This window comes from Tianxiuia mixotrophica, from assembly GCF_050596425.1.
GTDB lineage: Bacteria > Bacillota > Clostridia > Peptostreptococcales > Acidaminobacteraceae.
Map to the genome: position 1 here is coordinate 4123705 of NZ_CP192292.1, position 21290 is coordinate 4144994.

General features: G+C 43.6%; 20 protein-coding genes and 1 riboswitch. All 20 genes read right to left on the reverse strand.

The features are described from left to right. Positions 1–5: 5 nt before the first annotated feature. The 20 genes from ACQ4KW_RS18335 to ACQ4KW_RS18430 all read right to left on the reverse strand — a co-directional run bounded on the left by ACQ4KW_RS18335 (position 6) and on the right by ACQ4KW_RS18430 (position 21075). Positions 6–1148 (reverse strand): HD-GYP domain-containing protein, encoded by a 1143-nt coding sequence (locus ACQ4KW_RS18335; RefSeq protein WP_430883881.1) that lies wholly within the window; start codon positions 1146–1148, stop codon positions 6–8. A gap of 77 nt (positions 1149–1225) precedes the next feature. Further along, positions 1226–2101 carry a DNA-3-methyladenine glycosylase family protein gene (locus ACQ4KW_RS18340; RefSeq protein WP_430883882.1) on the reverse strand — a complete coding sequence of 292 codons (876 nt, stop codon included), beginning with the start codon at positions 2099–2101 and terminating at the stop codon, positions 1226–1228. Positions 2102–2525: 424 nt separating this feature from the next. Next, positions 2526–2702: riboswitch (cobalamin riboswitch) on the reverse strand. Positions 2703–2792: 90 nt separating this feature from the next. Continuing rightward, positions 2793–4538: an adenine deaminase gene (gene ade / locus ACQ4KW_RS18345; RefSeq protein WP_430883883.1), complete on the reverse strand. Its 1746-nt coding sequence runs from the start codon at positions 4536–4538 to the stop codon at positions 2793–2795. A gap of 42 nt (positions 4539–4580) precedes the next feature. Further along, positions 4581–5582, reverse strand: a complete 1002-nt coding sequence (locus tag ACQ4KW_RS18350) for a xanthine dehydrogenase family protein molybdopterin-binding subunit (protein WP_430883885.1) — start codon at positions 5580–5582, stop codon at positions 4581–4583. After that, on the reverse strand, positions 5575–6837 hold the full coding sequence (locus tag ACQ4KW_RS18355) for a xanthine dehydrogenase family protein molybdopterin-binding subunit (RefSeq protein ID WP_430886604.1): 1263 nt from the start codon (positions 6835–6837) through the stop codon (positions 5575–5577). The genes ACQ4KW_RS18350 and ACQ4KW_RS18355 overlap by 8 nt, the downstream gene beginning before the upstream one ends. Before the next feature lies 1 nt (position 6838). Beyond that, complete coding sequence (locus ACQ4KW_RS18360; RefSeq protein WP_430883886.1) at positions 6839–7384, reverse strand: (2Fe-2S)-binding protein; 546 nt, start codon at positions 7382–7384, stop codon at positions 6839–6841. A gap of 11 nt (positions 7385–7395) precedes the next feature. Further along, positions 7396–8280: an FAD binding domain-containing protein gene (locus ACQ4KW_RS18365; protein ID WP_430883887.1), complete on the reverse strand. Its 885-nt coding sequence runs from the start codon at positions 8278–8280 to the stop codon at positions 7396–7398. Between the two features lie 412 nt (positions 8281–8692). Next, positions 8693–10006: an NCS2 family permease gene (locus ACQ4KW_RS18370; protein WP_430883888.1), complete on the reverse strand. Its 1314-nt coding sequence runs from the start codon at positions 10004–10006 to the stop codon at positions 8693–8695. Between the two features lie 236 nt (positions 10007–10242). Continuing rightward, positions 10243–12051, reverse strand: a complete 1809-nt coding sequence (locus tag ACQ4KW_RS18375) for an adenine deaminase (RefSeq protein ID WP_430883889.1) — start codon at positions 12049–12051, stop codon at positions 10243–10245. Positions 12052–12053: 2 nt separating this feature from the next. Further along, positions 12054–12350 carry a EutN/CcmL family microcompartment protein gene (locus ACQ4KW_RS18380; protein WP_430883890.1) on the reverse strand — a complete coding sequence of 99 codons (297 nt, stop codon included), beginning with the start codon at positions 12348–12350 and terminating at the stop codon, positions 12054–12056. Positions 12351–12396: 46 nt separating this feature from the next. Continuing rightward, complete coding sequence (locus ACQ4KW_RS18385; protein ID WP_430883891.1) at positions 12397–13293, reverse strand: flavoprotein; 897 nt, start codon at positions 13291–13293, stop codon at positions 12397–12399. 14 nt (positions 13294–13307) lie between these two features. After that, a complete protein-coding gene (locus tag ACQ4KW_RS18390; protein ID WP_430883892.1) occupies positions 13308–13586 on the reverse strand; it encodes a BMC domain-containing protein in 279 nt (92 codons plus the stop codon). Between the two features lie 118 nt (positions 13587–13704). Then, positions 13705–14106, reverse strand: a complete 402-nt coding sequence (locus ACQ4KW_RS18395; RefSeq protein WP_430883893.1) for a BMC domain-containing protein — start codon at positions 14104–14106, stop codon at positions 13705–13707. A gap of 17 nt (positions 14107–14123) precedes the next feature. Then, positions 14124–14471, reverse strand: coding sequence for a hypothetical protein (locus ACQ4KW_RS18400; RefSeq protein WP_430883894.1), 348 nt, complete (start codon positions 14469–14471; stop codon positions 14124–14126). A gap of 15 nt (positions 14472–14486) precedes the next feature. Next, positions 14487–14753, reverse strand: coding sequence for a BMC domain-containing protein (locus tag ACQ4KW_RS18405; RefSeq protein WP_430883895.1), 267 nt, complete (start codon positions 14751–14753; stop codon positions 14487–14489). Beyond that, positions 14750–16120: a UbiD family decarboxylase gene (locus tag ACQ4KW_RS18410; RefSeq protein ID WP_430883896.1), complete on the reverse strand. Its 1371-nt coding sequence runs from the start codon at positions 16118–16120 to the stop codon at positions 14750–14752. Before ACQ4KW_RS18410 ends, ACQ4KW_RS18405 begins: the two co-directional genes overlap by 4 nt. Before the next feature lie 57 nt (positions 16121–16177). Further along, on the reverse strand, positions 16178–16732 hold the full coding sequence (locus ACQ4KW_RS18415; protein WP_430883897.1) for a UbiX family flavin prenyltransferase: 555 nt from the start codon (positions 16730–16732) through the stop codon (positions 16178–16180). Position 16733: 1 nt separating this feature from the next. Then, positions 16734–17345, reverse strand: a complete 612-nt coding sequence (locus tag ACQ4KW_RS18420; RefSeq protein ID WP_430883898.1) for a cysteine hydrolase family protein — start codon at positions 17343–17345, stop codon at positions 16734–16736. Positions 17346–17425: 80 nt separating this feature from the next. After that, on the reverse strand, positions 17426–18982 hold the full coding sequence (locus ACQ4KW_RS18425) for a dihydroorotase (RefSeq protein ID WP_430883899.1): 1557 nt from the start codon (positions 18980–18982) through the stop codon (positions 17426–17428). 422 nt (positions 18983–19404) lie between these two features. Then, positions 19405–21075, reverse strand: coding sequence for a formate--tetrahydrofolate ligase (locus tag ACQ4KW_RS18430; protein ID WP_430883900.1), 1671 nt, complete (start codon positions 21073–21075; stop codon positions 19405–19407). Between the last annotated feature and the right edge of the window lie 215 nt (positions 21076–21290).

The window sequence follows — 21290 nt, forward strand, 5'->3', positions numbered from 1 at the left end:
TCTAATTACTCTTTGACATATTTACCTACAGAATAATTAGGCAGTTCATATTGAACCCCTTCTATAACAATGTTTTGTTCTTTCATAAGATCGATTTCAACCATTTCAACAGTTGTTGCAAGCTGTCTTATAACTTTTATAACAGGGCGCAGAGGAAAGTTTTCATAGAGTCTTTCCACAAGGCCTATTTCACCATTTGAAAGCTTAACGAGCGTGCCCACTGGATATGGAATGATTAATTTTATAAAGCTCTTCACTAAATTTTCATCCAGTTGCTGGTTGGCATGTCCCAGTAAAAACTCTATGGCTTCATTGGCTGGCAGGGCTGCCCGGTAGGGCCTATCCGATGTGAGCGCATCATACACATCTGCAATGGCAACAATCTTGCTTAAATGGTGGATATTATCTGCTGTTAGACCGTGGGGGTAACCACTGCCATTGATCCACTCATGGTGTTGTAGAACAATCATTCTGATATGACTGTTTATATCAACATCATCTTTTAGATGCTGGTACCCTAAATTGGCATGGGTCTTAATCTCTTCCCATTCCTTGTTAATAAGCGGTGCTGGTTTATTTAAGATTGACTTTGAAATGAAATTATATCCGATGTCGTGAAAAAGGGCCCCAATGGCTAAGTTTTCAAGGTCTTCTTCTGTAAGACCTTGGTCCATGCCTAAAAGAACAGATAAGACGGCCACATTGACTGTGTGCTGATATAGGTACTCTTCCATTTGCTTGACATCTTGAATATTGATTGTAATGCTTTTTTTATTAAGCAGAACATCTACAATGTCTTGAGCTGTATTTTTGACACCGCTCAAATACTCATAGCGCATTTCAGAAAGCTTCCACTGGTTGGACTGGCCTTTATTCGACTCTTGTGCATAGTTCTCAAAAGCATCATATGATTCCTTAACCTGCTTCACAGAACGAACTCTGGTTTGCGGATCGATCAAATCATCTATGGTATTGGTACTGAAACCGTCATTAATATATAAAGATTTAAAACCCATTTGGCTGGCACGACTTAGCTTTGAACCATCAAGCGTTATACCTGCCCGCAATAAAACTCTACCATCAGAGCTATATAACGTTTTGGCCAACTGGCTTCCATCTGGTATTAGATTTATTGGTACTATTCTCATCCGTCTACTCCCCTACTTTCACCCTGAACTTTTCTTGTGTCCAGCACTTTGAAAAATCAGGTTTGTCTTTCTTTGAATCAAAGTTTGTCTACACCTTGTCGCATGTAGAAAAACAAATACTGCTGTACGTATCCGGCTAAATCACCGAATTCACTTTCAGCAAATTGTAGGATTTCTTTCACACTGGACTTGTCTGTGAGAAAATACTTAGCTATAACTTTTTTTACCCAAGTATCCACAGGAAATGCGCCCATATGGTTAAATCCAAACAATAATATGCAATCTGCAACTTTTTTGCCAACACCATGTAGCTTCATAAGTTCCTTTTCAGCGCTTAGAACATCCATTTCAGCAACTTTTTCTATGCATACTTCGCCCGTTAGAATCATCTGTGCTGATTTTAAAATGTACTTGTCCCTATAGCCCACACCGCAAGCCCTAATGTCTTCCACACTTGCCCGAGCAAGGTTTTCGGGACTTGGAAATGTATATTTCTTTTGACCATAGGGGTCTGTAAACGCCTGTCCATACTTTATGGATAATTTCTCGATGGCGCCTTGAATTCTAGGAATGTTGTTGTTTGCAGATATGATAAAAGATATGATAATTTCCCAAGGGTCTTGTCTTAGAATACGGATGCCCGCTCCATACTCAGTGGCCCTTTTAAGAACTTCATACTTATTAGATATTTCATTTTTAATGTGCGTATAATCTGTTTTCAAATCAAAATAGTCTTCCCATATCTCTGTATAGTCATCAAGAGTGGATGGCCACAAAAAAACGCCATCATCTACATGGGTCACCTCAAGATACTTTCCAAAGGCAATGCCCTGGTATTTTCCTTCTTCCACTTTTTTAAACCTAAAAGCTTGACCGCAATCGAAAATCTGGTCGACTTTATAATCTGATGGATGAACCAGGAGGACACCTCCGTCTTTTTCAATAATTTGCATATTCTCACCTCTCAGATAACAACAGAAAATTTCAATTAAATGTATTCCTATTGTATCATTTTTGGCAAAAAAAAATAGCGACCCCATGATTTTTATCGATGGTCAGTCGATATAAGTCATGAATTCGCAAATGCTTTATTTCATTGATAGTCCTTGGGTGAGAGTATTAAAGCCGAGCAGCGGAGGACGCTGATTCGGGATTTGATGAATGGACATCAACTCAATGAGCTTTGGTCGCTAAATGCACTTGAAAAATAGGTTCAAGTAAAGTTGTATGCATAACACATACCTTTCACACTACATTCCGGTGTATGTCGTCAGCCCTGTGCATGACCGACAACCATAAAAAAGCCTTCCACGAATTGCGGAAGGCTGAGTATGTAAACGAATGTCACTGTTCACAATACACCTATCCACGTAGGTCTTAGTACTTTGTTTTCAGGCAGGTCTCCTGGCTCAGGTTCAACGCTTCACTTACCTTCCCGAATGATTCAGTGGTATATTAAGTGGAGCTCCCCATTACAGTGGCGGGACCGCGTCGGAATTAAACCGATCTTCCCTATTAAGTCACGTGAGTGACACCTGTAAACACATGTTATGGACTTCTTCTATATTGTAACCCCCAACATATTGTGTTGTCAATACGATTTACAATATGATTTTCTGTATATTCTCATTCAAACAAAGTTTTCTATTCTTCATGGGGGTGGTCATGGATGCAAAGGTCTACAAATTCAAAGTTCACCACATCAAACAGACCAATATCCGTGAGTTTTAACTCTGGAATGACTGGCAGAGCAAGAAAGGCAAGCAGCATGAAGGGGTCAATATTTTTGTTGACACCAGAACTGTAGGCAAGTTCCATAAGTTTCTCATGTTCCTTATCCATTTGACCAAGGGTTTTATCTGACATAATTCCTGCGATTGGAAGAGGAAGGGCCCCAATAACCTTTCCCGATTTCACAACGACAAGTCCGCCGCCAATGCGTTCAGCCTCTCTGGCTGCCACCATAATATTTTCATCTGTATCGCCAATAATGATAAGGTTATGGGAATCATGGGCTACAGTGGATGCTATGGCCCCATCTTTCATTTCAAACCCTTCTACCAGACCCAGTCCAATGTTGCCTGTGGCCTTATGGCGTTCGATGACTGCTAGTTTGAGAATATCGAGCTCTCGCACATAGTCAAAGGCGCCATCTTTAAGCCCCACCTTGCGCGTCACATGTTCTGTTACCAGGGACTTTGGCTCAATTTTTATAACCCGTGCAATATCAGATTCCATATTGAGTTTGAGCTTTTCTATACTCAAATCGCCTAAATTCATGGTGTCACGAACACGGTCGTCCTTCAAACTTTGAGCTTCAAATAATGCTTGACCATTATCAGCCACCAATTTTCCCGACTTAAATACTTTTACCACTTTAAAGGTTCTCAAGTTGTCCACTACAATCATATCTGCAAGATACCCTGGAGCAAGGGCTCCACGATCATAGAGTCTATAGCACTCCGCCGCATTGAGGGTTGCCATGCGTATTGCAGCAAGAGCAGGTAGACCACACTCCATGGCCAGTCTCACATTGTTGTCAATGTGACCGTCCTTTAAAATGTCGCCAGGATGTCTGTCATCTGTACAGAACAAGCAACGTCTGAGATTTTCCTTAGAAACACCTTGAACCAGGGTCGATAGGTTTCTAGCCGCCGAACCTTCTCGAATGAGAATGTACATGCCCAGCCTAAGTCTGTTGATCATTTCCTCCACAGACTCACACTCATGTTCTGTTCGTACACCAGCAGATACATATGCATTCAACTGGCTTCCATCTATGAGCGGTCCATGTCCGTCTATTATTTTGTGATTTTTTTCGGCCAGTTCTATTTTATCGACCACATGATCCGCCCCACCAATCACTGCAGGATAATCCATCAATTCCCCAAGACCAAGGACCCGTGGATGGTTGATGAGTTTCGATAATTTCTCAGCGTCCAGAATGGCACCAGAATTCTCAAACTCCGTTGCCGGCACACAAGACGGCAACATGACAAACACATCCATTGGAACAGACTCACTTGCACTTAAAATATATTCAATGCCATCCATACCGCTGACATTGGCCACCTCATGGGGATCTGCAATAATGGAAGTGGTTCCCCTTGGCACAATAGCCCTTGCAAACTGTTCGGGTGTGGCAAGAGACGACTCGATATGGACATGTCCATCAATCAGCCCAGGCGCCAGGTATTGCCCCTCAAGTTCAATGACTTCACGACCTTCATAAACACCGCCTACACCTGCAATTCGTCCGTCGACAACCGCTATGTCCCCGTCCATGATTTCCTCGGTAAAAACGTTAATAATCTTGCCGCCCTTTAGAACTAGGTCAGCTTTTTGCCTGCCAGCAGCCACATCTATTCTTCGTTTAATATCTTCTTTCATGACTTACCCCCTTTTACTCTTAAGAGTATGATTGAACCGTTCTTATTCGTACGTCATGCCTGCGTCTTTTATGGCCTTAAGCACCTTTTCAGGCGTGGCTGGAACTTCTAATATTCTAACACCAATGGCATCGTATATGGCATTGAGTATAGCCGGGGCCACAGGGACCATGACTGGCTCTCCAATGCCTTTGGCGCCGTAGGGTGCCGTATTTTCTGGATCTTCTATAATAACCTTCTGGATTTCAGGTATATCCATGGCTGTTGGTATAATATACTTTGCAAAGCGATTGTTCTTTATAACCCCATCTTTAACACCCAAATCTTCATAGAGGGTGTATCCAAGACCCATAACAAAGCCTCCGTCGATTTGACCTTCCACGAGCTCAGGATTTATAGCCCGTCCGACATCTTGAACACAGTAGGCCTTGGTCACATGGACACGACCTGTGTCTGTATCCACATCCACTTCCACGCCATATGCATTAAATGTATAGGGCCAGTAAGGTGCTCCTAGACCAGTTTCTGGATCCATTTCTGTGGTTTGAGCTGTGAAGGTCTCTGTCACGGACAGCAGGCGGTCTTTCTCTTCCAGCATCTCAGCGACTTCCATAAGTGTCGTGTTTTTTTCAGGTAGGATTTCTAACCAAATCTTCCCACTATCTGTTTTGAGCCCCACTGAAGAGTTCAGTCCCATGTGATTTGCCGCTTCAACAAAAAGGGCTTTTTTAAAACTCTTAGAAGCCAGAAGAACAGCATTGCCTGTGTTGTAGGTTTGTCGACTTGCCGCAGCGGTTCCTGAATCTTTAAAGGTGTCTGTGTCTTCACAAATCATAGTGACATCAGCAGGGTCGAGTCCCAAGGTTTCTGCACATATCTGGGGCATAATGGTTTTAGCCCCCTGCCCGACCTCTGTTGCTCCCACACGGAGCAAGACCTTGCCTTCAGGTGTTAAGTCCACTGTGGCTATAGAAACGTCTGGAAAGCCATTTCCATAACCTGTTCCGTACCAGCTTAGAGCGATGCCCTTTCCATGTTTAATCATTTGCATCAGCCCCTTCCATAAGGTCCTTGAGTGCATCAATACACTCTTTCATTGGCACACTTTCAGTTAGAATCTGTCCATTCGGGGTCATTGATCCCTTCTTAAAGCAGTTTTTATATCGTATGTCAAAGGGATCCATACCCAGTTCCCGAGCAAGCATGTCCATTTGTTGTTCATATGCAATTGGAACTTGAGTGGCCCCAAACCCCCGCATGGCTCCACAAAAAGGATTGTTGGTATATACAGCTATGCTATCCACCTTAACGTTTTCAACTTCATAGGGCCCTGGAACGTGAACCCCCGCTTTTCTAAGAACATTAATTGCCCAGGAAGCGTAAGCCCCCGTATCACCTAAAATATAAGCCTCTACAGCTGTGATTTTACCGTCTTTAGTGGCGGCGGTTTTCATGGTCATAGTCATAGGATGACGCTTAGAATGGGCATAAAAGGATTCTTCTCTCGTATATGTGATTTTCACTGGACGACCCGTTTTAAGAGTGGCAAGCCCCAAGTGGATTTGCATGGTGATATCTTCTCGACCGCCAAAGGCCCCGCCAACTGCCGGATTTCTGAGTATGACATCCTCTTCTTCCAGCCCCAGTGCTTCAGCGATTTCTAATCTGTCAAAGTGAGGATACTGTGAGGATGCCACTAGGACAAGGCGCCCTTCTTCCATATATGATAAACCACTTTCAAGCTGTAAAAAGACATGGTCCACAAAGGGCGAATAATAGGTGTTTTCCACGACCACATCGGCCTCTTCAAAAGCTTTATCCACATCCCCCCGGCGACATTTATAATGATATATGACATTGGATTTGCCATCATGGATCTGAACAGCGTCCTCTTTCATGGCCTCAGCGGGATCAAAGAGGGCTGGCAGTTCTTCATATTCAACGATAACAGCATGCGCCGCTGATTCAGCCTCTTCTTCCGTTTCAGCTACAACAAATGCCACGGGATCTCCAACACGACGCACCTTCTTATCACATAGGACTTCATGGTCTTTGAATAGAACGCCGTGGTGGTTCATAGCCGTTACATCCTTTGCCGTTAAGACTGTAAGAACCCCAGGCATTTCTTCTGCAATGGATGTGTTCACCTTGATTTTTGCATGGGGAACAGTGGAACGAACCGTATGTCCATAGGCCATGTTGTCCACATGCATATCTTGAGGGTAGAGGGCCCTTCCGGTTAATTTGTCTATTCCATCTTTTCTTCTATATCGCTTACCGATGGTTTTAAAGGCCGTCATCTTACTCACCCGCCTTGTTTTGGTCACTTTTATTCCTAGTGTCCTCGGCATCGGTGGCAGTTTCCAGTTGTTTTTCGCTTGAATCTGTTATTCTTTCAGATGCCAGTTTTACGGATGAAAGGATTTTGTCATATCCTGTACACCGACATAAATTGCCTGAAACGGCATCTTTAATTTCATCCTCAGATGGCCTTGGATTGGCGTCCAGCAAAGCCTTTGATGACAAGACCATTCCTGGAATACAAAACCCGCACTGGACAGCGCCATTATCAAGGAAGGCTTGCTGTACAGGATCAAGTCCATCTTCTGACTCCAGCCCCTCGATGGTTACAACATGTTTTTCATGACACTGGGCTGCAAGCACCAAACAGGAGTCCACAGCTCTGCCATCTAAAATCACTGTACAGGCACCACATTCTCCTTCTCCGCACCCTTCTTTTGTTCCTGTTAACCCCAAATCATTTCTTAGAAAATCAAGCAGACGCAGTCCATCTGTTATTTGTCTTTCTATCCATTCGCCATTCACATTTATTTTTAGATTAAACATCGTTTCACCTCTCAATTATTCGTCGTAAGGCCTTGGCTACGTCTTAATATGCGTTCAAGCGCTGGCTTTAAAACACCTTGAACAGCTTGTCTTTTATAAGGCATGGAACTGCGACCAGCCAACCGTTGTTCCACAACTTGACCAAATCTCTGAGCGCCTTGAGCGATGCATGTCATATCAAGTGTCTTGCCGACAAACCATGTTTCCACTTCTTTTTCCCGCATAGGACATAACCCAAGTGAGCCAGAAGCTATCCGGCAACTCTGGATAAGACCGTCTGGATCTAACTTCATATAAACGGCTGCACTGATTCTAGAAATGGCTAGGGCGTTCCTCAGACCGAGTTTTTCAAACTCCAAATAAGCCCCTTGACTGTCCTTGAGCGATATTTCAATAGATTTTAAAAATTCGTCAGCTTTTAAAACAGTCTTCCCCTTGCCCAAATAGAATTCTGATAGATTTATCAACCGGTCTCCAGAACTTGACGAAGCAATCACCCTAGCATCAAGTGCCAAGAGGGGCGGTGCTGAATCTGCTGCTGGTGATCCATTGGCTAAGTTGCCTGCCAAGGTTCCCAAATTTCTTATTTGAGGTGAGCCCACGCTTTTACAGGCATGCCATAAACCTGGAAAATGCTCTTTTATGTGCTTGTTTTCTACAATATCTGTGAAGCGCACCATGGCACCAATCGTCAGCTTGTCTTCAGTCATATCTATCTGACCTAGGGCCTCCACATCTGTTATGTCTATAAGAACACTGGCCCTGTTTTTCTTTTCCCTAATTTGAACCAACAAGTCTGTACCACCAGCTATAATCTGGGCCCGATCCTTATATTCGCCTAAAATACGCACCACATCATCGGTGCTTGTGGCACGCAGTACTTTTTCTACACTCATTATTTATTCCCTCATTTCTATATAGTTCTGAGGCTTAGTTTTTTAAAGCTTTGTCCCCTTTATTCACTCTCTGCTTTACGACTTGATCCCTTGAATTCTTTGATATTTATCTGAACCCATAAATTTCTAAGAACACTTTTAACGAGGGGCCTAAAAGCTTTCTAAAGACCGTCTTCTAATTTCACAGACAGCCACTCGACTCTTTTAGCCCTTTTAAGACATAAAGTGAGTCTCCTTTATATTTGTTGAGTTGTTGAGTTGTTCAATTCTAAAAGTGTCACATCGAACGAATATTCCATATTTTCTGATAATATTCGATTCATTTCTATACAATTTGAGCCCCTACAGACCTATGTAGAGGCTCAAATATACATTCAGGGAAATAACCCCAATACTCTTTATATGGCCCTTATTACATAATAAGTGGCAGTATAAGTTTTAATGCAAATAGTGCTGCGATCACAAATGTCATCTTTGGAACTTCTTTTGCACGACCTGTGAAAATCTTTAGAAGAATGTAAGACATAATGCCCCACATGATACCTTCAGCGATTGAATAAGCAAGAGGCATCATGATAATGCCAAAGAATGCTGGAATCGCTTCTGTAAAGTCTTCAAAGTCAATTTCCTTGATAGGTGACATCATGAACAGACCAACAAGTACAAGCGCTGGTGCCGTTGCAGCTGGTGGAATGATACCAAACAGCGGTGCAAAGAAGAGGGCTAGGAAGAAGAATCCAGCTGTTGTTACAGCAGTAAGACCTGTACGTCCACCTTCTGCAACCCCTGCAGCGGACTCTACGAAAGTCGTTACTGTTGAAGTACCCATACAAGCACCAACAGTTGTACCCACGGCATCTGCAAGAAGTGCTTTTTTAGCACCTGGCAGTTTACCTTCTTCATCAAGCATACCAGCCTTTGTCGACACACCAATCAGTGTGCCAACTGTATCGAACATATCCACAAATAGGAATGTAAACAGAACGAAGATAAAATCAAATGTTGCAATGCTCGACCACTCAAACGCAAACCAAATAGGGCTTGGCGGCATTGATACAAGTGATTCTGGGAACTGAACAATGCCAAAAGGTACGCCTACGATAGTCGTTGCCACGATACCGATAAAGAGAGCGCCTTTTACGTCCATTGCAAGCAGTGTGCCCGTAATAAGAATACCAATAATCGCTACTAGAGGTGCTCCGCTTGTGATCACGCCAAGCTCAAGTGGAACGCCTGCGCCCTGTACAATAATCCCTGCATTGTACAGACCGATGAATGCGATAAATAGACCAATACCAACAGATATTGCTCTTTTTAAATTGAGTGGAATACAGTTTAATATGGCTTCACGGATGTTTAAGAATGTCAATAGCAAGAATATGATACCTTCAGCAAATACCGCTGTTAGTGCAAACTGCCATGAGTACCCCATACCAAGAACAACTGTGAATGCGAAGAATGCATTCAGTCCCATGCCTGGAGCCAGTGCAAAAGGTAAGTTTGCATAAAAACCCATAACCAGTGTTGCAATAACTGATGCCAGTGCTGTCGCTGTAAATACAGCTCCAAAATCCATACCTGTTGCCGATAACATGCCTGGATTAACAGCCAATATGTAACCCATCGTCATAAAAGTCGTTAAGCCTGCGATGAACTCAGTACTTGCATTGGTACCATGTTCCTTAAGCTTAAAGAATCTTTCTAGAAAACCTGCTTGATTAGTCATTGAATGACCCCCTGTATTTTCTTTTGTCTCCGTCCCCCTGCGTCCGAGACCGACCCTCCTTTTTTATAATATTGACGGAAGTATATCCAGTCCATTCTAACGCCTTCAATACACTCTTGTAAATGGAGATACAGCTTTTTTACAGAACTTTAAATCAGGTTCAACCGCATAGCAACAATTTTCACGTTTTAAAGGTGATTTGTTGCCATACGGTTAATTTATGCCATCTGCAATCCCTACTTTACAGGCGGTAAGATTTCAAAGTTCTCGACATCAACGATGCCCTTATCTGTAATCTTCCATTTAGGACTTGTCGAGAGTGCCAGGAACGACAAGTGCATAAAAGGTGCATGGACTTTACAACCAAGATCTTCTTTTGCTTTTCTTTCTAGGTCACTGATTTTTTGACTCACTTCTGAACCCGTAAGTTCATCTGTGATAAGACCGCCAACTGGTAGTCTTAATTCGTCAATAATTCGACCATTCTTTGAAAGGGCTATACCGCCCCCCATTTCAATAACACGGTTGACAGCTACCGCCATATCTTCATAGCTGGCCCCTGTCACCATTATATTGTGAGTATCGTGGGCGATGGATTCTGCAATGGCGCCTGACTCTATGCCGAAGCCTTTGACAAACCCCTTTCCGATATTGCCATTTCGACCGTATCTTTCAAGACAGTGCATTGGTAGGACATCTTGAGATGTGTCTGGCTGAACAATTCCATTTTTAACTGGTAGAACAGCTTCCAGGGCATCTGATAAGTTTTGGTCAGGAATAACACCAATAACATTACAGTTTGCCTGGGCTCCCGATGCTTCAACTGCCATTTCAGCCGCTGACGTCTTGTCCCGCTTTACTGAATTTTTAACAGACTTGGGGTATGTGTAAACAGGAATGTCTATGAGCATTTCTCCACTTGCTGCAAGGGGTTCGCCTTCTATGAATACAGCGTCAACGACCATATTGTTTAGGTCACTGATGATGGCTATATCTGCAAGGTTTCCTGGTAACAGAGCCCCTCTGTCTTTGAGACCAAAGTATGTTGCCGGGTTGATCGTACACATTTGGATGGCTTCCACCGGATCAACGCCTTCAGCGATGGTTCTTTTTACGATTTCATTCATATGACCAAGCTTTTCTAGATCCTCTGCAACCATGTCATCTGTGGCCAGAACAGCTCTTCTGGAATCCATGCCTTCTTCAGTGATGGCACGAACACACTCAGCCATATTTCTTTGAGTTGACCCTTCACGCATGAATACATAGACACCATTTCTCAGTTTTTCCATGCATTCTTCTTTTGTGGTCGTCTCATGACAGGAACAGGTTCCACCCGTTGCAATAATATGTGCCGCCAGTTCCTTGTCAAACAGTTCTGGCGCATTGCCGTCAACCACTTGTCCCAGGCTTCTTGCATAAGCTGTAGAGGCCAGTAGATCATCAATGATTTCAGGTGTGTTGTTGTATACGTGTTGTGCATTTGAGAAGCCCTGCAACTCCCCAATGCCAATAATATTTTTATAATTCAGTAGATCTTCCATATCCTTGGAGGACACGTCAACCCCTGCTGTCTCAAGTCTTGGACAGTCAGGTGTCAATGCTGGTACAACAAGATGAACATGGTTTGGCACCACACCGGCTTCATCAGCCATGGCTTTCATACCAACTGGACCAAGGGCATTCCCAATTTCATGGGGATCTGCCACAAGCGTTGTCGTTCCAGATGGAATAGACAATCTTGCAAACTCGGATATTGTCAGCATTGAGCTTTCAAAGTGCATGTGCGAATCTATAAAACCAGGTGACAGAAACTTGCCTGTCACATCTATAACCAGCGTTTTGGGGCCAATCAATGACTGATCATTCGACATGGCTAAAACATATTTGCCTTTGATGGCAAGGTCTGTTCTAACCAGTTCCCTTGTCACTGTATTGACCACATGACCACCTTGAAGGACGAGATCAGCAAAATCATGGTCACCCATCAACGCATCAATCATACGGCGATAGTCCACGGCTTTTTTAATGACACTCGGATTCAAAGTTATTCACTCCCCTTATCCCATTCGAGTTTTGATATGACATCCACCTGATCAACAATACCTATAACGGCACCATCTATCGGTGCATCAGGAGCATTGCAAGCCTTTCTGGCCGCAGTGCCTGTACAGAAAATGACGAATTCGCCAATGCCTGCCCCAACTGTGTCAACACCCACGAAGGGTTCACCAATTGGTTTTTTATTTAAATCGACCGGTTGAATCAGCATAAGCTTTTTTCCAACAAGTCTTTCATCTTTTCTAGTGGCAACGACTGTGCCTATAATAACTGCTGTTTTCATGAAATCTCTCCCTTTGCCCCATTCAGAGGGTCCCTGAGGACTCGTCCTATTGGCGTTGGTAGATGATTCGAATTCCTCTGGAAATTGCCACATCTCTACCAAGTGGTGTCAGTATCTGCCCTTTGCCTAGTTTTATTTCTGTCACGCCTTCAAGCGCTTTGATGTCTCTTTCTGTGAGCAGATTTTTGTCAGCAATATCTGAAAGTCCCAGACTTTGATTTTGATGACGGTTCTCCCGCGCTTTCAAATGATTATGTACTGGCTTTTGAGCCCCAAACTTGGCTTCAGATTTCGTCCCAATGTGCACACCATTTCTTGATTGATAGGATGATCTTTTATTTTGATCGCCTAGGTGGTCAAGATACTTGTGCTTATCAGCAAGTTTTGCTCCGTACCCCTTGAGGACGGCAACGTGATTTTGCATGACGCGTTTCATGGCCCTATTGTTGTTAATGTCAAACCAGCCACTAAATATAGAGTCGGTGTTTATAACAAGAGGCTTTCCAAGCACCAATGCCTGCCACGTAATGAGTGCTGTGAGTTCATCTTGAATACCCACAGCCACTTTTGCAAGTGTGTTTTGAGTCAGGTTAGGAATAATTAGGGCATCCATCATATCTATGGTGCCTTTTATGCTGACACCCTCTGATTCTTTAAGGATTTGTGCTGGTGAAAAACCTGACATAATGTCTTTTTCACAAAGTAGCTTTTCTGCACTTCGACTAAGAACCGCTGTAAACTTATAGTTTTCATCAGCAAGTTCCCTGAGACCTTCAAAAGCATTTGTCAGACTAATATCACTCCCACAGAGTAGAACCACAGCATGTCGGCTTGGAAGGGATTTTCCATCCCGAACCAAGCTGACATGTGATTTTTCCACACCGTCTGTGACCCTCATATTGAGCTTTCCAAAGGCACGAATTAATCGGTCCTTATCTCTCATTTATATGCTCCTTTTTATTTAAGGTCAGCCAGAATAACTCTCTCAACTTCAGAGTGTGGTCTTGGAATAACGTGTACTGAGTATAGCTCTCCAACACGTGCCGCTGCATCTGCACCAGCATCCGTTGCCGCTTTTACTGCACCGACATCGCCTCTAACCATTACAGTTACAAGACCAAAACCAATTTTTTCATACCCTACAAGTGTTACATTTGCAGCCTTTACCATGGCATCTGCTGCTTCAACTGCGCCAACAAGACCTTTCGTTTCGACTAAACCTAGAGCTTGACTCATAGTAATCCTCCTCATTTATAAACGTTTGATTCCCATATGCATTTGGACGAACAGATGGTTAAGCCATATTACATGGGCTTAAGCATATGGTTTTTCACAAATTATTTTACTCTTTATATTATTCTGAATCCGACTCAGCTTTTCCTTTGGAATCATCTAATTTTGATGATTTCTGAGCCTTTTCTTGATTCTTACCTTCTTCATTTACTTCTTTTTTTACTTTTTTCGCACCGCCGAACAGTCCAATTAGTTTTTCCACGTCACCATGTGGTCGAGGTAGTACATGGGATGATACGACTGTTCCAACCGCACTTGCCGCCTCAACACCACTTTCAACTGCAGCGGAGACAGCGGCCACTTGTCCGGTGAGATTGACTGTCACACTGACAACCTTGCCTACACCTATGACCTTTTCTACAGCCACACACTCTACATCTGCTGTTTTGACAGCAGCGTCCAGAGCAGCAGCGGCTGTTGCAAGACCAATTGTTTCGATCAAGCCTAAGGCTTCACCTTTCACTTAGAACACCCCCAAATCTACTTTTTCATCGTCTGAACAAAATCATTTAGGTTCATTTTTTGAGACCTTACAGGTGTGGGTTTCTCACTTGGTCGGGTACCAGGTTTTCCACCCTTGTTGTAAAGCGCCGCAAACGCCTCTACTGTTTTCGATTTTGCACTGCTTCTTGGCATCTTCTTTTGCGCACCGCCTCGTTCAGACTTAGATGGATTGATCAACTGCTTGAGCGCGTTTTCCTCATCTTGCGATAAGTGGACATCATTTAAAGATGCGCTTCGCTGAGCAGATTGACGAGGGTTTGATTGTGGCCCCAACTCCTTGTCTACAATTCTTTGCATTATTCGAAGTGTCAGTTCGCTCGCCATTTCAGTTCACCCCCATTATCCGAAAAGGATATCCATATCGCTTTCAGGACGCGGGATCACATTAATACCGATTACTTCAGCCATGTGGGAAGCGCCATCCTGTGCTGCGGCAACAGCCGAATTTACAGCTGCAACTTCGCCTTCGATCACAACGCTGATCACGCCTGATCCTACAACATTAAAGTCTTTTACAGTGACATCGGCTGCTTTCACCATAATGTCTGCTGCATAGCACGCTGCGACATAGCTTCTGATTTCAAAGAATCCGAGTGCTTTTCTCATCGCTTACGTCCCTCCAATTCTAAATCCGGGAAAAACTTATTTAAATCAATATCGTCAAATCCCGGGATTAAAGCTTTCTCAAAGCCTTTTGATACCTGCCCTAAGGGCTTTGTTGCATCAACACCCATTTTGTCTGATGTGTTTTTGAGTAGATGGGATGGATCAAGGCCTGTACCCTGAGCCCCCGGAATGATGATCACATCATCTGATGCCTGCACTCTCGATGCAATGGCACCCTCCACATCACCTGGGTCAAATATATCAATGTCATCGTCAAAGATGAAAACGTGCTTCATGTCTTTCGTGCTGCTCAGTGCTGTTATTATAGCTGTTCTGGCATCACCTGGAAGCTTCTTCTTAATGGAAACGAGACCGTGAAAACGACATCCCGCTCCAATGGTTACGTTGACATCTGTGACATCTACAAATCTGTTCACATGTGCATACAGCTCAACATCTCGAATGAGACCATTTGACAAATGCTCCTCCTTGCAAGGGGCTGAAATCTGCATGATGGCATCATTTCTATGGGTAATGGTTTTCACACGCATGATTGGGTGCTTCTTCACCTGTCCGTAGTATCCCATAAGTTCGCCAAAGGGACCTTCCACTTCAGACTCCCTTGCTGGAATAATACCTTCTAGAACGATCTCAGCATCTGCTGGAACTTCCAGATCAACGGTTTGACACTTGACAAGTCGAAGGGGTTCTCCCCGAAGGGCACTGTCAACCCAGTGCTTGTCCACACCATACATGTCCGTCCCCACCTGTGAAGCCAGACAATAGTTGTAGTCATATCCCAGAACAACTGCCACTTCTAAATCCTTGCCCGCCTTTTGCATTTTTTCTATCATGCCAGAAAGGGGCTGTGATGTGACTAGAACACTGAGACTGTTGCGACCGTTAAACTGCAGTCTTCTTATAGATGTAAAAGTATCTCCCGTTTCCGGGTCCTTCACGACGAGAACACCAGCAGTTATAAAGCTGGATGAATCGTCTTCGTGGAATGTTGGAAGGGGTAATATTCGACCAACATCGATATTGTTTCTTATGATATTTTCCTGTACCGGTCCTGATGAAACAATTTCAGGCTGCATGGGTCTTGTGATGGCACTCATATATTTGATCAGTCTTTCTTGCCGTGTTGTTCCGGTAAAATCATAGAACATTTCACGGTCACCAAACATGGCTCCAATCACTGGCATTTTATGTCCCTTGACGTTTTTAAAGAGTACAGGTGTGGTGTGGCCCAGCTTTTCCAGTATGCCACCCATCTCGAACTTCAAATCGACGGGTTGTGTGGTTTCTAGCATTCCATACTTGTCCTTTAGTTTTGGAAGACAAGCACGAAGCATCTGTTCTGCCAAGCTGTCACCTCCTTTAGTGTACTACCTATTGATTCACTCCACCTTGTAAATATAAACTTATGTCCACCGCTTGAAGAGGTTTCCATCAAGCCCCAACTGGTCCAGTATCCTCCCAACCATTATAAGAACAAGATCATCAATGGTTTCAGGCAAATGATAAAACCCTGGGGATGCAGGCATCATGATGGCACCTGCCCTTGATAATTTAAGCATGTTTTCCAGATGAACGTTTGTCAGCGGCGTTTCTCTAGGGACGACAACAAGTGGTCTTTTTTCCTTCAAAGTAACATCGGCTGCCCTTTGAACAAGATTCATGCTCAGACCATTTGCGACTGCACCGAGCGTATTCATTGAACATGGAACAATGACCATACCATCTGTCTTAAACGATCCACTTGCAATTGCAGCCGCAAGATTATCATTTTCATAGACAACAGATGACAAGGCCCTGACTTCTTCCATGGTAAATTCACATTCATGCTCTAGTACATAGGCACCCATTCTGGAAACTGCCACATGGGTCTCAACTCCAAGCTTTTTTAAGGCCGTCAGGAGGGCCACCGCATATAAGGTGCAGCTCCCTCCTGTTATACCGACCACAATTCTTTTCATACTATTCCACTTTGTTGGCTTGGTCCCCGCCGCCTACCCATGGGTCCTCACCTTTATCAATGGCTTCCATGAACTCTTTCATGTTTTGAACCTTTGTAAAAATAGAAAGGTCATTGAGTCCGTATTCATGCATTTCTTCAGTCTTTGAAGCGCAGCAGTCAGCCAAAGTGATAACTCTATAAGCATTGTATAGGGCATCAGAAGCTGTTGAACGCACACAAACATTTGTCCATACGCCTGTTACAACAACTGTGTCTAGGTTTTCTTCACGTAGGTAAAGGTCTAGATCAGTGTGAGCAAAAGCCGAGTGGCGACGCTTTGGAATTGTATACTCGTCACCTTCTGGGTAAAGTTCCTTGATAAAGTCTGAACCCCAAGTGCCCGCAACTGCGTGAACTGGACGAACACGGAAGTCTGCATCATTTTTTCTATGCGCTTCCTGAATATGAATCAGTTGAACATCATCCTTGCCTTCAGCGTTTCTTGCACGCACCCACTGAAAAAGTTCTTGAAGGTTTGGAATAATGTCATCGCCACCTGGGCAGCGAAGCGGTGCTTTTTCACCTATGAAGTCATTTAGCATATCGATAACCACAATACCAAATCTTGGCATAATAAACTCTCCTTTTCATCTGTATCTGTTTTCATTTATATCTTTTGATTTTCAGTATCCTGTAATGTGTGTAAATCTTATTACTTCTTGTCTGGGTAAGTGATTGTCTTTGGCAACTTTTGAATGCTTTGACGCTTCACCCACTGACCAAAGCCAGGCTCAACCATGATGCCTTTAATGCCGTTGACTTCGCCTTTTACCTTGTCAGGATGCTTGATTCTATGGCTGATTTTGTATTCTTCAGACCAGTTCTTATCAGTTGTATTAAAGACTGCATCCCAGTCACTGAATTCTGGCAGTACGCCTTCTTCACCATCACAATAAACAAGTGTGCCGCGGACAACAGTTTTAACTGGTTTGCCTTTTAGCTTCATGCCATGTAGCGGGTTGTATTTCGCCATTGTCACTTGAGCCTTTTGATCAATTGTCCATTCACGTTCTAGATCGATGATTGTAAAGTCTGCATCTGAACCGATGAACATAGCACCCTTCTTAGGATAAAGACCCATGTGCTTGGCAGCGTTTGTCGATAAAACTTCAACAAGCTTGCTTAAGGATAGACGTCCCTTGTTGTAGCCCTCAGAAACAACAATTGGTACCATTGTTTCAACTCCAGGGATGCCAGGGAAGGCTGTCCAGATGTCACGACCTGCTTTTTCTGATTCTATTTCGTATGGTGCATGGTCAGTGGCAACAAAGTCGATTGATCCGTTATTCAGCCCTTCCCAGTGCATTTCATTGTCTTTTTTCGTTCTTAGTGGTGGTGCAATCTTTGCATAAGCCCCGTGCTCTGACATAGCTTCTTGATAGTTAAGTGTCAGATAGTGTGGACAAGTTTCTGAAGTAACGCTTAGTCCACGCTTTTTAGCTTCTCCAACAAGTTTTGCACCTATACCTGTTGACATATGAACGATATGTAGTCGAGCGCCTGCATCTTCAGCAAAGCTAATACCAAGTTCAATGGCCACTTTTTCAGCCAATTCGCTTCTAGCTTCTGCCCAAGCTGGGCCATCCATACGTCCATCTTCTCTATATTTGTTGACGTAAAAATCGCACATTGCAAAGTTTTCTGCATGAATACCAACAGGCAGTCCTGTTTTTGCCACAGTTCTAAAGCACTCAAGCATTTCTGGATCAGTCACGCGAGGGTAAGTTGGCACTGATGGTGTCATGTAGACTTTAAAGGCTAGAACGCCCGCATCAGCTTGTTCCTGAACATTGTGAAGCCATCCTTTTCGAACATCTTCACCCGTTACACCACCCCACATGCCGAAATCACAAAGGGCTTGTGGCTGCCAGTGGCTTACTTTTTCATTTAGCTGTTCTACGCTTCTTACCGAAGGCACTGAACAACATGGCATATCAACGATTGTTGTCACACCACCAGAAACAGCTGCAGCTGATCCTGTTAATGCTGTCTCGCGATGATCGAAGCCCTGGAACATAAAGTGTGTGTGTGAGTCGATACATCCTGGAAGTGTCAGGTGACCCTCTGCATCTATAACTTCTGCACTTTCAACACCATCAAGGTTGTTCACAAATCCTGCGATTTTTTCATCTTTAACCAGGATATTGGTTAAAACTGTGTCATCTCCCTGAGGAATTCGAGCATTTTTTACGATTACGTCGTACTTCATTCCCATTCGCCTCCTTAATCTTCTACCGAAGCTCAATCACTTAAAATTCGAAAGTCTTTATGTATTCCGAAAATTTGATTCATTCTGACATTTACAGTTGGATGAATGCCACTTCCGAAATAAAATCCTCCCTTTTATGTAAATGAGCCAACACTGGTCACAGAGCTTATGCCAGCACCTCAGCTCCACGAGATTGTCGCTGCGCTGTGGTAAAACTATAAGCAATATTTACACCCTTAGGTGTATACCCACTTAATGGCCCTACTCAGCACAACATTATTCACAGAATTTTCTGTAAAAAACTCATCAATCTGAGGCGCGACATAAAGCCGCGCCATATTTAATTTCATAAACCGGACGAACTCTGACAAATGTGACTTTGTCACAATTCATCCGGACTTCATCTTAGGATGATTCACTTCCTAGAATAGGCCAATAATTTCACCGTTGTCTAGAATGTCAATCTTGTTTGCTGCTGGCACCTTAGGCAGTCCAGGCATACGCATAATATCACCTGTCATTGCAATTAGGAAACCTGCACCAGCAGAAGCTTTAACTTCGCTGATGTTTACTGTGAAACCTGAAGGGCGACCAAGCAGTGTTGGGTCATCAGACAGTGAGTACTGAGTTTTAGCCATACAAATTGGCAAGTGTCCCAGACCATCTTCTTCAAACTTCTTAATATCCTTAAGCGCCTTGTTTGAGAACTCAACGCCGTCAGCGCCATAAATTTCCTTAGCGATTTTTTCAATCTTTTGAACAGCAGGTAGGTCTAGGTCATACAGTGGTGAGAAATTCGCCTTGCCTGACTCAGCCACTTCTACAACTTTCTCAGCCAGCTTCACGCCACCTTCTCCACCTTTTGCCCAAACTTCAGACAGAACAGCGTCAGCGCCCATTTCACGGCAACGATCTTCTACAAAAGTAAGTTCTTTTTCAGTGTCTGTTGGGAATGCGTTGATTGCAACCACTGCAGGCACGCCAAACTTTTGAATGTTTTCAATTTGCTTTTCTAGGTTTCCGAAACCATCTTCAAGAGCCTTCATGTTTTCTTCGCCTAGTTTGTCTTTCTTAACACCACCATGATTTTTAAGAGCACGTACAGTTGCAACGATAACAACAGCCGATGGCTTAAGATCCGCGTAGCGGCACTTGATGTTAAAGAACTTTTCAGCACCAAGGTCAGCACCAAAACCAGCTTCTGTTACAACGTAGTCCGCCAGCTTCATTGCCATTTTTGTAGCCACAACTGAGTTACAACCGTGTGCGATATTTGCAAATGGTCCACCGTGGATCAGTGCAGGTGTGTTTTCTAGTGTCTGTACAAGGTTTGGCATAAGCGCATCTTTAAGAAGAAGTGACATAGCACCCACTGCATCCAACTGACCAGCTGTTACAGGCTTCTTGTCATATGTATACGCAACCACCATGTTGCTTAGTCTTTCCTTTAGGTCTTTCATATCAGTTGCCAGGCAAAGGATAGCCATGATTTCTGATGCAACTGCAATATCAAATCCGTCAACTCTTGTAACACCATTGCCTTTTTTGCCAAGACCAATTGTGATTTCACGAAGAGAACGGTCATTCATATCGATAGCACGTCTCCAAAGAACACGCTTTGGATCAATGTTTAGCTTGTTGCCTTGGTGTAGATGGTTGTCAAGAAGTGCCGCCAGCAGGTTGTTTGCTGTTGTCACCGCGTGAATATCACCTGTGAAGTGAAGGTTGATATCATCCATTGGAACAACTTGTGCATGTCCACCGCCAGCTGCGCCACCTTTTACACCGAAGCATGGGCCAAGTGATGGCTCACGAAGCGCTGTAAATGTTTTTTTACCAATCTGGTTTAAACCCATAGACAAACCAACGTTTGTCGTTGTCTTACCTTCACCAGCTGCTGTTGGATTGATTGCAGTTACAAGGATCAGTTTGGCATCTGGAGCATCCTTTAGTCTGTCCATAACATCTAGGTGGATTTTCGCCTTGTACTTCCCGTAAAGTTCTAGATCGTCATCCGTTAAACCTAGTTTTTCAGCCACATCAGCGATTGGTAGCATTTGAGCTTCTTGAGCGATTTGTACATCTGTTTTCATTGCAGTAGTTCCTCCTTTTAACTTCAACTCTCCTAATGACCTAACCCGTATTACTCCTTATTCATTCGGGCATAAATAGACAGTTTCAGTATATCGTCCTTACGACAATAAAACGTCAAGCCGTCTCACCTTGACCCCTCAAGGCTTACCCGTTTTGAGCCCGAATGTGTTTGCTAACCACGCAGGAAACGTGTATATGCATGTGTTTTCAGGGC